The organism is Virgibacillus oceani, assembly GCF_014638995.1.
Taxonomy (GTDB): domain Bacteria; phylum Bacillota; class Bacilli; order Bacillales; family Amphibacillaceae; genus Virgibacillus_E; species Virgibacillus_E oceani.
The window spans coordinates 131,954-145,917 of the sequence record NZ_BMFR01000006.1; the positions used below are offsets into that span (position 1 = coordinate 131,954).

General features: G+C 37.8%; 14 protein-coding genes and 2 riboswitches. Of the genes, 13 read left to right on the plus strand and 1 reads right to left on the minus strand.

Annotation, left to right across the window (positions count from 1 at the left end):
- The first annotated feature begins 42 nt into the window (after positions 1-42).
- Positions 43-190: riboswitch (FMN riboswitch) on the plus strand.
- Between the two features lie 165 nt (positions 191-355).
- From ribD to IEV74_RS09590, 6 genes are all read left to right on the plus strand, one after another.
- On the plus strand, positions 356-1,471 hold the full coding sequence (ribD, locus tag IEV74_RS09565; RefSeq protein WP_188455153.1) for a bifunctional diaminohydroxyphosphoribosylaminopyrimidine deaminase/5-amino-6-(5-phosphoribosylamino)uracil reductase RibD: 1,116 nt from the start codon (positions 356-358) through the stop codon (positions 1,469-1,471).
- On the plus strand, positions 1,452-2,084 hold the full coding sequence (ribE, locus tag IEV74_RS09570) for a riboflavin synthase (protein ID WP_188455154.1): 633 nt from the start codon (positions 1,452-1,454) through the stop codon (positions 2,082-2,084). Before ribD ends, ribE begins: the two co-directional genes overlap by 20 nt.
- Positions 2,085-2,117: 33 nt before the next feature.
- Complete coding sequence (locus tag IEV74_RS09575) at positions 2,118-3,317, plus strand: bifunctional 3,4-dihydroxy-2-butanone-4-phosphate synthase/GTP cyclohydrolase II (protein WP_188455155.1); 1,200 nt, start codon at positions 2,118-2,120, stop codon at positions 3,315-3,317.
- A gap of 27 nt (positions 3,318-3,344) precedes the next feature.
- The gene (ribH, locus tag IEV74_RS09580) at positions 3,345-3,812 is read left to right on the plus strand and encodes a 6,7-dimethyl-8-ribityllumazine synthase (RefSeq protein WP_188455156.1); all 468 of its coding nucleotides are present in this window, start codon (positions 3,345-3,347) and stop codon (positions 3,810-3,812) included.
- 160 nt (positions 3,813-3,972) lie between these two features.
- A complete protein-coding gene (locus tag IEV74_RS09585) occupies positions 3,973-4,173 on the plus strand; it encodes a hypothetical protein (protein WP_229683115.1) in 201 nt (66 codons plus the stop codon).
- Positions 4,174-4,279: 106 nt separating this feature from the next.
- Positions 4,280-6,157 (plus strand): ABC-F family ATP-binding cassette domain-containing protein, encoded by a 1,878-nt coding sequence (locus IEV74_RS09590; protein ID WP_188455157.1) that lies wholly within the window; start codon positions 4,280-4,282, stop codon positions 6,155-6,157.
- Positions 6,158-6,200: 43 nt separating this feature from the next.
- Here the strand turns inward: IEV74_RS09590 and IEV74_RS09595 are convergent, their stop codons facing one another.
- On the minus strand, positions 6,201-7,919 hold the full coding sequence (locus IEV74_RS09595; protein ID WP_188455158.1) for a YIP1 family protein: 1,719 nt from the start codon (positions 7,917-7,919) through the stop codon (positions 6,201-6,203).
- Between the two features lie 256 nt (positions 7,920-8,175).
- On the opposite strand from IEV74_RS09595, the gene IEV74_RS09600 reads away from it, so the two are divergent.
- From IEV74_RS09600 to IEV74_RS09630, 7 genes are all read left to right on the plus strand, one after another.
- Positions 8,176-9,228: a C45 family autoproteolytic acyltransferase/hydrolase gene (locus tag IEV74_RS09600; protein ID WP_188455159.1), complete on the plus strand. Its 1,053-nt coding sequence runs from the start codon at positions 8,176-8,178 to the stop codon at positions 9,226-9,228.
- Positions 9,229-9,323: 95 nt separating this feature from the next.
- A complete protein-coding gene (locus tag IEV74_RS09605; RefSeq protein WP_188455160.1) occupies positions 9,324-9,758 on the plus strand; it encodes a hypothetical protein in 435 nt (144 codons plus the stop codon).
- Between the two features lie 163 nt (positions 9,759-9,921).
- Positions 9,922-10,605 (plus strand): TerC family protein, encoded by a 684-nt coding sequence (locus IEV74_RS09610; RefSeq protein ID WP_188455161.1) that lies wholly within the window; start codon positions 9,922-9,924, stop codon positions 10,603-10,605.
- 49 nt (positions 10,606-10,654) lie between these two features.
- A riboswitch (TPP riboswitch) is annotated at positions 10,655-10,756 on the plus strand.
- Between the two features lie 129 nt (positions 10,757-10,885).
- On the plus strand, positions 10,886-11,737 hold the full coding sequence (thiD, locus tag IEV74_RS09615; protein ID WP_188455162.1) for a bifunctional hydroxymethylpyrimidine kinase/phosphomethylpyrimidine kinase: 852 nt from the start codon (positions 10,886-10,888) through the stop codon (positions 11,735-11,737).
- On the plus strand, positions 11,715-12,524 hold the full coding sequence (gene thiM, locus IEV74_RS09620) for a hydroxyethylthiazole kinase (RefSeq protein ID WP_188455163.1): 810 nt from the start codon (positions 11,715-11,717) through the stop codon (positions 12,522-12,524). The genes thiD and thiM overlap by 23 nt, the downstream gene beginning before the upstream one ends.
- Positions 12,514-13,149 carry a thiamine phosphate synthase gene (gene thiE, locus IEV74_RS09625; protein ID WP_373284327.1) on the plus strand — a complete coding sequence of 212 codons (636 nt, stop codon included), beginning with the start codon at positions 12,514-12,516 and terminating at the stop codon, positions 13,147-13,149. Before thiM ends, thiE begins: the two co-directional genes overlap by 11 nt.
- 136 nt (positions 13,150-13,285) lie before the next feature.
- Complete coding sequence (locus IEV74_RS09630; protein ID WP_188455165.1) at positions 13,286-13,954, plus strand: hypothetical protein; 669 nt, start codon at positions 13,286-13,288, stop codon at positions 13,952-13,954.
- The last annotated feature ends 10 nt before the right edge of the window (positions 13,955-13,964 follow it).

Below are 13,964 nucleotides of genomic sequence, written 5' to 3' on the forward strand. Positions count from 1 at the left end.
TCCCTTTATTTAAGTTATAAATAATATACAATTTCATATAATAATTTCCTTCGGGGTCGGGTGAAATTCCCAATCGGCGGTGATGAGGTGTGAGCCTCTTAGTCCGTGACCCGTGCGGTTTTCATGCCAAACGGTGGATCTGGTGCAACTCCAGAGCCGACAGTTACAGTCTGGATGGGAGAAGGAATTTTTGGCAGCAGGCATGTTTGTAAAATGATAAACAAATGGTTATTTGGCTATCGTTTTTTACAATAGGCTTTATTTATGTATATATGCTTGCTGATTAAAATTTCTGTCCTTATACCTCTGAAGCTAATTCAGAGGTTTTTTTATTCATAAAAGGGAGGAATCTTAGTTGAATGATGAATATTACATGCGATTTGCCTTAAACCTGGCAAATAAGGTCTCTGGTCAAACAAGTCCTAATCCGCCTGTTGGTGCTGTTGTCGTTAAGAATGGGGAAATTATTGGCTTCGGTGCCCATTTAAGAGCGGGTGAAGCCCATGCTGAGGTCCACGCTTTACAAATGGCTGGGGAAAAGGCAAAAGATGCAACGATTTACGTAACGCTTGAACCATGCAGTCATTTTGGGAAAACGCCTCCGTGTGCAGATTTAATTATTGAAATGGGGATTAAGCGTACCGTTATTGCTGTCACGGATCCAAATGAAAAAGTTTCTGGACAGGGAATTGAGAAGCTTCGAAATGCTGGAATTGAAGTGGAATTAGGTATTCTGCAATCTGAGGCAGAACAAGTAAATGAAGTATTTTTTCATTATACAAAAACGAAAACCCCTTATGTAACGATAAAATCAGCAGTAAGCCTTGATGGAAAGACAGCCACAGTAAATGGTGAGAGCAAATGGATTACTGGTGAAGAGGCGCGAATGGATGTCCATGAATATCGCCATAAACATGATGCCATTCTTGTTGGTGTCAATACGGTAATTGCGGATAATCCAAGTCTTACAACACGACTTCCTAATGGCGGTAAGAATCCGTTACGTATAATTGTAGATACTAATTTAAGAACACCCTTGGAAGCAAAAGTTATTCAAGATCAAGAAGCGGATACATGGATTTTTGTTGGGAAAAATGTAACTGAGCAACGAATGGACTCATTTAAGGGAAAAAATCAAGTAAATGTGATTCAACTGGACGATGAGCAAGTGAATATAAATAAACTACTGAAATTTTTAGGAAATAAAGGGGTTATGTCTTTATTTGTTGAAGGTGGTGCTGAAATTAATGGATCATTTTTGGAGGGAAACCATATAAACCAACTGATTTTATATATGGCACCAAAATTAATTGGCGGCAAAAGGGCACCAACTGCTTTTGCTGGTAATGGATTACAATCTATAGCTGAAGCATTTGCGTTAGATATAAAACAGGTTGAACTGATAAATGAAGATATCAGGATTATAGCGGTACCGCGAAAGGATGATAAGGATGTTTACAGGAATAATTGAAGAAAAAGGCACGATTAAGGAATTGCGAAAAGCATCTGATCAAGCGATTCAACTGGTGATTGGTGCTTCAAAGGTTATAGAAGATATGAAGGTCGGTGACAGCATTTCTGTAAATGGTATCTGTTTAACCGTAACAAATTTCACACCAGCAGATTTCCAGGTAGATGTTATGCCAGAAACGATTAAATCAACCTCACTCGCATCACTAAAAACTGAATCAATGGTGAATTTAGAACGGTCAATGCCTGCAAATGGGAGATTTGGCGGTCATTTTGTTTCCGGGCATGTTGATGGAACTGGAGAAATTGTATCAAAAGAAAGCCTGGAAAATGCAATTTATTATGAGGTTAAGATTGACGAGGAGCTAAGCCCGTATTTATTAGAAAAAGGTTCTATTGCGGTTGATGGAATTAGCCTAACTATTTTTGATGTAAATGAGAACATCTTCACAATATCCCTTATTCCGCATACTGTTTCGGAAACTATTTTAGGTGAAAAGGGCAAGGGGGAAATTGTCAACATCGAATGTGACATGCTTGCAAAACATGTCCAAAATATATTGAATCACCAGCTAACCCATCATAAAGATGGTATTAATCAAGCATTTTTATAGATAAAAGGAATTTTTGTAAAGGAAGTGGAGAAGATGTTTCATACAATCGAGGAAGCAGTTGCAGATTTAAAGCAAGGAAAACCAATCATCGTAGTGGATGATGAAAATAGAGAGAATGAAGGTGACCTTGTTGCTTTATCAGAAATGGCAGCTCCGGATGTAATAAATTTTATGATTACACATGGTAAAGGATTGGTTTGTACGACAATTCAAGAAGATTTAGCCAAAAAAATTGGCCTTCCAATGATGACAAGTCAAAGTACTGACCCATTTGGAACAGCTTTTACCGTTAGTGTTGATCATATAGGAACACGTACGGGAATTAGTGCAGAGGAACGATCGAAAACTATCCGGGCATTATTACATCCTGATGCGAAGGCTGGAGATTTCAAACAGCCTGGACACGTATTTCCATTAGTTGCAAAAGCGGGAGGTGTCCTAACTCGTCCGGGGCATACGGAGGCATCCGTTGATTTAGCTAAATTAAGCGGGGCATTTCCATCTGGTGTCATTTGTGAAATCATTAAGGAAGATGGAACAATGGCCCGTGTACCAGATTTAACGAAAATGGCCGATGAATTCCACCTTAAAATGATTACAATTGAGGAATTAATTGATTTCCGTAAAAAACATGAACAGCATGTAAAGCGCGAGGTTGAAACGGTTTTACCTACACAATTCGGTAACTTTAAGGTTATTGGTTATTCAAATGATCTTGATGACAAGGAACATATTGCATTGGTTAAAGGTAATATTGATTCAGATAAACCAATATTAACCCGCATCCACTCGGAATGTTTAACGGGTGATGTCTTTGGTTCTTATCGCTGCGATTGTGGACCGCAATTACATGAAGCACTTGCAAAAATCAATGAAGCTGGAAATGGTGTGCTAGTTTATATGCGGCAGGAAGGGCGCGGGATTGGTTTGCTTAATAAGCTGCGGGCATATAAGCTGCAGGATGACGGGTTTGATACCGTTGAGGCGAATGAACAGTTGGGGTTTGCTCCTGATTTGCGTGAATATGATCTAAGTGCACAAATTTTGCTGGATCTAGGTGTAAGGAAGATTGATTTATTGACGAATAATCCTGCAAAGATGACAGGATTAGAGCCGTATGGGATAAAAATTAAAGCACGTTTACCACTCCAAACAAATACGCGAAAAGAAAATGAAAAATACATGCATACGAAACTAGACAAGATGGGTCATTTATTAAACTTTCACCATTAAATAGAGATCTAAAAGGAGATGGAACAGATGGTAAATACATTTGAAGGAAATTTATTAGGAACGGAACTAAAGGTAGGAATTGTTGTCGCACGATTTAATGAATTTATCACAAGCAAATTATTAGACGGTGCAGCAGATACATTAAAGAGACATGGGGTTCATGATGACAATATCGATGTTGCCTGGGTGCCGGGAGCATTTGAAATACCACTGCTTGCTCAAAAGATGGCAATGAAAGACTATGATGCAGTTATTGCGCTCGGAACCGTTATTCGGGGATCAACACCGCATTTTGATTATGTTTGCAATGAAGCGGCCAAAGGGGTTTCAAGCGTTTCACTTCAAACTGGAAAACCAGTAATCTTTGGAGTATTAACAACAGAGACAATTGAACAAGCCATCGAAAGAGCTGGTACAAAAGCAGGCAATAAAGGAGCTGAAGCGGCCGTTGCTGCAGTTGAAATGGCTAATCTTGTGAAACGTATGGACGGATAAGAAGAAAGGAAGTGGGTAATTAATATTTTATTGCATTGTTGCATTACCCGAAAAAAAATTCTCTTGATTTAGCAACTAAAAGTATTGAGATGGAGGCTAATTACTCTTGCTTTTTTTATGGCAAATAATCTGCGGATAAGATAAACTATTACTAGATTATTTGCAGCTGGAGGAGATTGAAATTAAGTTTCTATTATATCAGATACTGGCTATTGCGGTTATTTGGACTGGAATGGCATTCTTTTTTTCTAAAATGGATGAGCTTAGTAAAATAATATTTTATGTTGTAACATCGTGGCTATTGTTTTTAATTGTGATTTTTGTGAAGCAGATCATCAATAAGCGAAATAACCCAAAGTAGGTAACTCGTGAGATATTGCTAATCGCACGAGTTATCTACTTTCTCCCCAAACCATATTCCCTTATAATAGATACATAATTAGCTTTATAGTAAGGAAGGAAAGCAGATGCTTACAGTAGAAAATTTATATAAATCATATGGTGAAAAAGTATTGTTCAATAATGTGTCATGTGCGATTGCACAGCACGATCGTATTGGCTTGATTGGTGTTAATGGAACCGGGAAATCCAGCTTTCTAAAAACCATTGCTGGAATTGATTCGGCAGAAAAAGGGATGATTAAACATGCAAAAGACTATCAAATTGAATATCTGGCACAGGAACCGGTACTTGATGCAAATCTAACTGTTATTGAGCAGATTTATTATGGCGAGGCAACGATTATGAAAGTGATGCGTGACTATGAGAATGCACTTCAGAACCTTCAGCACAATCCGAACGATGAAGGTGCTCAGAATCATGTCATCAACATGCAGCAGCAAATGGATCAATATGAGGCATGGGAAGCAAACACTGCTGCGAAAACAGTACTTACAAAGCTCGGCATAATGGATTTTGATAAGAAAGTAACGGAACTCTCTGGCGGTCAGAAAAAGCGTGTGGCTATTGCAAAGGCATTAATTCAGCCTGCCGATTTGCTAATTTTAGATGAGCCAACAAACCATCTCGATAATGAAACGGTTGAATGGCTGGAGAAATTTTTAGCGACGTATAAAGGTGCCTTGCTGCTCGTTACACATGACCGGTATTTTCTAAACAGAGTAACCAATCGTATTTTTGAATTAGATAAAGGAAATCTTTATGCGTATGAAGGTAATTATGAATTATTTCTTGAGAAAAAGGCAGAACGGGAAGCTTTGGAAGAAAGTCTTGAACAAAAACATCACAATACATTGAAGCGTGAACTTGCATGGTTAAAGCGTGGGGCAAAAGCGCGATCCACAAAGCAGAAAGCAAGAATCGATCGTGTTCATGAAATGAAAGAGAAAAGCTTTGATACTAGAAAAGAGAATGTAGAATTTCAAGTTGGATCTGCTAGATTAGGTAAAAAGGTAATTGAACTTCAACATGTTGAAAAGTCATATGGAAACAAGAAGCTGATTAATGATTTTAGTTATTTAGTTGTACCAGGTGATCGGATTGGCATAATCGGTCCGAATGGCTCTGGCAAAACAACATTATTAAATATCATGGCAAAACGCCATACACCTGATAATGGATCTATTGAAATTGGTGTAACTGTAAAAATCGGCTATTACACACAAGATGACGAAGAACTGGATGACGATAAGAGGATTATCGATTATATTAAAGAAGTTGCTCAGGTGATTTATACAAAAGATGGAGAAACAATAACTGCAGAACAAATGCTGGAACGATTTTTATTTTCCCGTGCAGAACAATGGACATATATTGGCAGACTTTCCGGTGGCGAGAAGCGTCGCTTGTATTTGTTAAAGGTTTTAATGACTGAACCGAACGTATTATTTCTAGATGAGCCTACGAATGATTTAGATACACAGACATTAAGTGTACTTGAGGATTATCTAGCTCAATTCCCTGGTGTTGTCATCACTGTTTCGCATGATCGTTATTTTTTGGATCGGGTTATTGAGCATATGTTTGTTTTCTCAGGCAACGGAACGATAGAGCATTTTAATGGGGATTATAGTGATTACTTAGAAACCAGCGTCGTACAGGGGCAGCCGAAAAAAGCCCCGGCAATAGAGAAAGACAAGACTGCTAAAAAGAAAAAGCTATCCTATAATGAGCAAAAGGAATGGAATGGGATAGAAGATGAGATAACAAAACTGGAAACAAAGCTGGAAGAAATTCAGATGGAAATTGCCAATGCTGGAAGTGATATTAGCAAAGTTCAGGAGATGTTTACAAAGCAGCAACAGGTAGAAGAACAATTAGAAGCAAAAATGGATCGATGGACAGAGCTTTCGATTTTGGTTGATGAGATAGAAGCTGGAAAATAAATATCGCCCTAATAAAGGATAATCCTTTTTAGGGCGATTTTGCTTATTCGGTTAAACCACTGATAGAGATTGATTCAACGATTCCTGTTCCATTATCACGTATATTTGCTTCGAGTTCTACCTTGTCACCTGGCTGCAGGAAGAGGGCTAATGGCGCTTTTCCAGCGTTAATAGTATAAATAGTTTTGTCACCTTTTAACAAAAATTGAATGACTTGCCCATTTTTTTGTGTCGTGACTAATGCACGATTAACTTCACCAGTTACCTTTTCCAGTTCAGATTCTCCAGTAGCCGATACATTGCTTGGATCCTGTGCAAGCTGTAAACGATATGCTTCAAGGGTTTCTCTTGCTGAATCTCCAAATACAACGAAGTCAGCATCTGAAGCTTTAATGTAAGCATATTTCTTAAACAATCCATTTGGGTCAAGAACGTTTACAACCCATGTAGGATTGCCGTCAATATTGTATAGGATTGGCATGGAGCCTTCCCATTTCTTCTCTGGAAATTCTTTATTGACGATCTCTTTTGCACCTTTACTGTCCATAATTCCTGTGTTCTTTTTACTATTATAGTAGGTCAGCTCACCTGTTCTGGCATTAATTAACGTATAGCCAAGTGCGGAATCAATATTTTCCTTCGGTGAAGCCATATCAGTAAAGTAGTACATATCACCATTTTCATCAAATATTGGAGTAACACTGCTTTCTGTTCCCGACTCATTTGGGATTTTTACATCTTTTTTACCAAACAGAGAATTAAGCCATCCATGAACATATTTACCATAATATTCGTTTTGGTCGGTTGCCATTTCAGAGCTTAATGAACCATCAATAAAATCAGGTGCTTCATCGATATCAACTAATTTGGTATCACTTGTTACGGGGTCGACAACAGCGACACGCATACTTTCCATATCTGGTTTGTTTGTTAATCCAATCGGTTGATATAACGTTTGTACATACCAAGGCTTGCCATTTTCGTCAACCTCAATTTGCGGTTCACCACTTTGAATATAATTAGGATATTTTGTGTAAATGGTCCGTTCGATATTGTGATTAAAATAACTGGAATTTGTATATTTCATTTTACTTTCGACGAATTCAGGCTGCGCATTAACATCCGTTGCGGAAATGGTGAAATATCCTTCTGTTTCTTTACCGCGGAAATATTTCCAAAAACCGGTGAATTCAACAGGTGCTACAAAAACAATATTACCATCAATTTTTTGCACCTGTAATTTACCTAAATCGTAAAATTGTGTATTCGGTACAACACTCATTGATTTCTGTACTTTGTTACGTGCATATTCAGGTGAAACAGTTATTGGCGTATCGTCCTTATTTAATGGTTTTGCCTCTTCAACCTCTTGTTTATTAATAGATTCATAGGTATTATCCAATGTAGTAATTCCTAAAATGAATACTCCCGGGATTGCTATTATGCCTAAAAGAATAATTAATCCTAATGCTGCCTCATAGTTACCAGGCATTTTCTTTTTTTCCAAATTCATTGCAGTAATTCCGTATAACATAAGAATACCGAGTAAAGCGATAACCAGATTAGCAATTATCATATTTGGAATAGTGATAGGGATTAGTAAAATATAGTTGGCAACCCCACCTGCAATAAATAGCAATATAAAAATAGCAACGGCTGTTTTTAAAGTGGATTTGCTATTTTTCGTTTTGACAATAATTATTGCTGCTAAAACAAAATACAGTATAAACGCTAGGATTGTTGTTAATATAATTCCTGTCATAAATTCAGCTCCTAAATTGTAATGTTCATTCTTAATACGTACCATAAATCTAAATGGTTTCACTATGTGGAAATTTCAATTAAGATTGTAATTAAAAAGGTAAGTTCTTGTTAATATTCATTATCTTGGATGATCTTGTTTTTATGAGTTCACTTGAGCTTGGCGGATTCTTGTTCAGGTTAACGTCGCATTTTTTTGTAAATAGTGCTATAAAATATTAATTGAATCAGCAAGAAAAGGGAAGGGGAAGTTACGTTTGAAGAAAATATATAGTGATGTCGTTCAATTCAGAGGGACACATTATGATTTTGGATATAAACAGGGGAAACTTTTAAAAGATTCATTAACAATTAAAAACAGGAAGAAGCAATGGCGGATAAGAAGACCACGCTTCTCGATTGACATAAATGAAGTGAAGAATGCAATCACAGCATATGCCCCGGGGATCTGGAATGAGTTGATTGGTTTGCGGGATGCATTGGAGTGGTCAATGGAGGATGTGCTTCAGGATTTTGGCGGATATCGTTTGGAGTATAAACGCAGTGGCTGTTCCATTTTCACTGGAACCGATTATATGATTCGCAATTATGATTATCACCCTAAAACATACGAAGGACGCTATACGGTTTTTCAGCCGTCTGATCAAGGATTTGCAATTATCGGTCCCTCACAGCGCATTACCGGTCGTATGGATGGCATGAATGAAAAGGGGCTTGTACTGGGCTACAACTTTATGCATCGGAAAAAGCCTGGGGATGGTTTCATTTGTAATATGATAGGTCGTATTGTCTTGGAGAGCTGTGCAACAGTTGGTGAAGCAATTACTATGCTAAAAGAAATCCCGCACAGGCACTCGTTTAGTTATATTGTACTGGATACCTGTGAAGAAACGTTTGTGGTAGAAGCAACACCAAGAAGTGTGGAAGTACGTAGATCAAACGTTTGTACAAATCATTTTGAATTGTTGAAGCATGAAAACCGTCACCATTTAGATGACTCCTATAAACGGATGGAATCTATTCAGGCTCAGCAAGATACCATAACAGATGCGTATCAAGCCTTCCGTATGTTAAATGATAAAGACAGGGGTGTTTTTTCCAATCAATATCAAAATTGGTCCGGTACGATACATACATCCGGTTATTTTCCAAAGCAGCTTAACGCCTGGTTTGCCTTAGGGGGGAACCGTGAACCGATCATTTTTGATTTTGCCAAGTGGTTACAGGGTGAAAAAATCACGACAAAGCGAATATTAGGTGAAGTGGATACAGAATTGCCTTTTGTTCATATGGATAAAAATGCACGGTAACTGTAACCGAAAAAGCGGAGTGAACAGATAATTTGTCACATTTTGTTCGTAAGTTTCTGTGCTATACTAATGGTATTCAAAAGGAGGTGATGGCTATGCAAATGGAAGAAAAAATAATCGGTATGCTTGAGCAGATTATGAGTAAGCAGGACGACCACTCTGAAATACTGAATGGGCACTCTGAGATGCTGAATGAACACTCGAAAATATTAAATGAACACTCTAAAATATTGAATGAACACTCTAATATATTGAATGAACACTCGAAAATATTGGGGGAACATACGCAAAAATTAGATAATCATGACTCCCAATTAAAAGATCATGGTCAAGTCTTATCAGCTATACTTACTGGCCAAGAGTATTTAAAAGCGGAGATAGACGGAATGAAAGTTTCAAATGCAAATGAATTTGGAGCAATAAAAGGACGTATGGATGATTTTTTTGCTAATTTTGAAGTTCTTCGTGATGAAACCTGGAAAAACAAAACAGATATACAACGAATCAAAAATGTGATGGGGATGAATTAACCCATTAAAGATTCATCCCATATCCCCGTTTAGCTTCATAGAACACTACAAAAATACCTCTAATCCCAGCTTTGCCTCTACCTCTTTTGAAACGCATATTCTTTACTTTTGATTCGAAAATAGTATAATAAAAGTCGTTTCATAGAGAAGGGTGGCAACTGAATTGCTGGGACTTGAATTCACACAAGAATCATTAATAGCTTTATTAAAAATCATAGCAATTGATATCGTACTTTCAGGTGATAATGCTGTTGTGATAGCGATGGCCACTAGAGGGTTACCAAAACATCAGCAAAATAAAGCCATTTTTATAGGCACTGGCGGAGCAGTTATTCTGCGTATCTTGTTTGCTATTGTAATTGTATATTTATTACAAATTCCATTCGTCCATCTAATTGGCGGGCTGCTGTTATTATGGATTGCGTATCATGTGCTCGTTGACGACCAGGAAGAAACGAATATTAAATCATCTGGTACTGTTGGCAAGGCCGTGTTGACAATTATTATGGCTGATGCAGTCATGAGTCTCGACAATGTGGTGGCAGTTGCAGGTGCAGCACACGGACATATCGGTATGATTGCACTTGGGGTCGCGGTAAGTATACCAATAATGATCTTTGGTTCAAAATTAATTGTTCGTGCGCTTGATAAATATGCTTGGATTGCTTACATTGGGGCAGGAATTCTCGCATGGACTGCTGGTGAGATGATCACAGGGGACGAGTTCGTTATTGAAGCCCTTAATCTTCGTGATGGTCTGGTGATGTATGCAATTATTGCAGCTCTTACTGCTGCGATCTTATACTTGGGGTATTGGAAAAATAAAAGAATAGCATCAGCATCTTAATTTGACAATCGTAACAATGCGTGTTTAAGTAAAGGTATAATTAAATATGAAAGTCCACTAGGGGTGCCATTTTGGCTGAGATAAGGAATACCTTGATCCCTTTGAACCTGATCTAGCTCATACTAGCGTAGGAAAGTGGAGACCGGTTGTATTTTATAGCATTACATGACTACATAAACCACTCCAAATTTCTGGTGTGGTTTTTTTGTCTTTTAAAAAACAAAAAAACTCACCACTGCTCCTTTTGGATTTTCATGAAAATGAGAGGAGTTCTTCATCTATGAAACATTCCATTCCAACAGCACTTTCGATTGCCGGAACAGATCCAACAGGGGGTGCCGGTATCCAAGCAGATTTAAAAACATTTCAAGAACGAGAAGTATTTGGCATGAGCGTTATAACATCTGTTGTAGCCCAGAATACGTTGGGGGTGAAAAGTGTAGAACATTTGCCAATTCCGTTTATTTCAGATCAATTGAACTGCGTAATGTCAGATATTGTTCCAGATGTGATCAAAACAGGTATGATTGCTACATCTGAAATGATGGAACTGATAGCTAAGGTTATTAAAAACCATTCGATTCCGTATGTTATTGATCCAGTTATGGTAGCCAAAAGCGGTGATCATTTAATGGATGCTAATGCTAAGCAAACACTTGTCGATAAACTGATTCGATTAGCTGCTATTGTAACACCGAATATTCCGGAGGCTGAAGTGTTGCTGCAGACAAAAATAAATTCAGTTGAGGATTCAGAAAATGCTGCCAGACAAATAGTAACAGAGCTAGGTGCTAAAGCGGCCGTTGTAAAAGGTGGTCATTTTAGTGAAGTACCAATCGATGTTTTGTATGACGGTAATTCTCTTCATGAATTTTCATCCATTCGATATGCAACAAAACATACACATGGCACTGGGTGCACTTACTCGGCAGTGATTGCTGCTGAACTTGCAAAAGGCCATTCTATACAAGAATCTGTTTCTATTGCTAAAAAATTTATTACAGATGCAATTCAATTTAGTTTGCAGCTTGGGAAGGGAAACGGACCCACAAATCACTGGGGTCATCGACTGCAAGGGCTGCCAGAATATGAACGGGGAGATGTTACAGATGAATTATCTTGCAAAAATTAGAGAGCAAAAGCCACTGATTCATAACATTACCAATATAGTCGTCGCGAATTTTTCAGCGAATGGGCTATTAGCGCTTGGTGCATCCCCAGCAATGGCCAACGCACCAGAAGAGGCAGCAGAAATGGCATCACACGCAGATGCTTTAGTTTTAAATATTGGTACGTGTACAGAGGATCAAGTAAAGGCAATGCTTATTGCAGGAATGGCGGCCAATGAAAAAGGAATTCCTGTTATATTAGACCCGGTAGCTATCGGTGCTACAAAATTTCGGACGGATGCCGTTATGCAGATTTTGACTGAATTGGACATCACAGTAATTCGGGGAAATATTGGCGAAATAGCATTTTTAGGAGAAACAGATGCACGTATGAAGGGTGCAGATGCATTGATGGATAAGGTAGAACCTGAAATAGCTGTATATGCTGCAAAAAAATATAATTCGATTGTCACAGCAACCGGAAAAACGGACATCATAACGGATGGCAGTAACTATACCCTGTGTAATAATGGTTCATCAATGCTTCCGAACATCACCGGTACAGGCTGTTTGTTAACTGCTGTTGTTGGAGCATTCTGCAGTGTCACAGAAGACTATTATGAAGCTTCAATCCAAGCGGTAAGCAGTTATGGTGTGGCAGCGCAATTAGCTTCGGAAAAATCAAATGGTCCAGGTTCTTTCTTGTCGATATTTATGGATGAATTATACAGACTAACGGAAGCTGCAGTTCAACAATCAGCTAAACTTCATGAATATAATTGTAAAGGAGTCGGTAGCAATGATAGATAAAAAGGACCTCCAATTATATTTTATTATGGGAAGCAATAATACAGCTGCAAATCCTGTCCATGTTTTACAGGATGCAATCAATGGCGGGATTACAGTTTTTCAATTTCGAGAAAAGGGTATATCAGCCAAAACAGGTGCAGAGAAATTTGATTTAGGCATCCAATTAAGAAGTGTCTGCAGAGAAAATAATATTCCGTTTATTGTTAATGATGATACTGATTTAGCTGTTGCCTTTAAAGCCGATGGTATTCACATTGGACAAAAAGATGAGTCGATTAAGGATATTAAAAAGCGAATTCCAAAGCATTTATGTGCAGGTGTTTCCGTTTCTACTGTTGAAGAAGCAATCCTAGCTGAAAAGCAAGGTGCAGATTACATTGGTGTTGGCCCCATCTTTAAAACAAAAACAAAAGAAGATGCTTTGACACCAATTGGAATGCATGGATTAGGCACGATTATAGAAAAAGTAACTATTCCCATCGTAGCAATTGGAGGAATTAATAATAAAAATGCTCGACAAATTATCCAGGCAGGTGCAGACGGGATTGCAGTTATATCAGCTATTAGCAAGGTTCAAAATAGCGAAATAGCTGCGGGAGAATTAAAAAAGGCGACAAATTTGTAAAAGTTGGGGTAAACTATGTGAAGGTACATATTGCATTCCCGGTTTTTTATGTTTAAACTAAGGCATAATTAGGAAAAATAGTAGGGAAAGATATGTAATATGGTACGTTTGAATGATTTGTATAGGAGGCAATATTATGAAGCTTTTTCAAGTTAGAAAAGGACAATTTGTTTTTTACAAAAACGAACTTCATAAAGTTTATTCAGTAAAACCGATGTTTAAGAAGTCTGTCCATTTATACCGTCTTAAGGACATGCAGCAAATACTTACAAAGGCAAGTGATATTACCCTTTATCGACCAAAGCACATGGATTCATTTATTTTTTATGGGAAACGATACACGATTGATAAGGATAAACGGCCTGAACCTGGCGATTATATTTTAATTATTAAACCTGCCCCGGACTTTCTTGACCATTATTCACTTAATGAAATTGAGAAGGTTGACAGTGTAGAAGATGGAAATGTAGTAACAACTCGGGACAACGGGGTTAAACATAGTGAATATGTCGTAATGGTTCCAGGTAAAAATGAGAACAGTCAGGATATTGCTTACTATGATAAAAGTTTGGTGTCAGAAGCGCAGTTAACTGAGGATGAATCGCCTAAACATCTAGCCTCTGATAGTCTAATGAAACCGGCTGTCGGAGATATCTATATTGAAAATGTCAGCAGAATAAAGTCAATGATTGTAGCAATGACTGATGAAGAGGTAATCTTTGGTCATGGTGTTCGCATTCATGCCAGTGAACTATTTGATGAATCTAAATATGCACTTGTCTATCGTGCAGAAGAGGATTTATAAAACAAAAAGA

Bases quoted from the DNA above. Each gene is read 5' to 3' on its own strand.
- ribE (WP_188455154.1), top strand. From the start codon at position 1,452: ATGTTTACAGGAATAATTGAAGAAAAAGGCACGATTAAGGAATTGCGA.
- IEV74_RS09575 (WP_188455155.1), top strand. From the start codon at position 2,118: ATGTTTCATACAATCGAGGAAGCAGTTGCAGATTTAAAGCAAGGAAAA.
- ribH (WP_188455156.1), top strand. From the start codon at position 3,345: ATGGTAAATACATTTGAAGGAAATTTATTAGGAACGGAACTAAAGGTA.
- IEV74_RS09590 (WP_188455157.1), top strand. From the start codon at position 4,280: ATGCTTACAGTAGAAAATTTATATAAATCATATGGTGAAAAAGTATTG.
- IEV74_RS09595 (WP_188455158.1), bottom strand. From the start codon at position 7,919: ATGACAGGAATTATATTAACAACAATCCTAGCGTTTATACTGTATTTT.
- IEV74_RS09605 (WP_188455160.1), top strand. From the start codon at position 9,324: ATGCAAATGGAAGAAAAAATAATCGGTATGCTTGAGCAGATTATGAGT.
- thiD (WP_188455162.1), top strand. From the start codon at position 10,886: ATGAAACATTCCATTCCAACAGCACTTTCGATTGCCGGAACAGATCCA.
- thiM (WP_188455163.1), top strand. From the start codon at position 11,715: ATGAATTATCTTGCAAAAATTAGAGAGCAAAAGCCACTGATTCATAAC.
- thiE (WP_373284327.1), top strand. From the start codon at position 12,514: ATGATAGATAAAAAGGACCTCCAATTATATTTTATTATGGGAAGCAAT.
- IEV74_RS09630 (WP_188455165.1), top strand. From the start codon at position 13,286: ATGAAGCTTTTTCAAGTTAGAAAAGGACAATTTGTTTTTTACAAAAAC.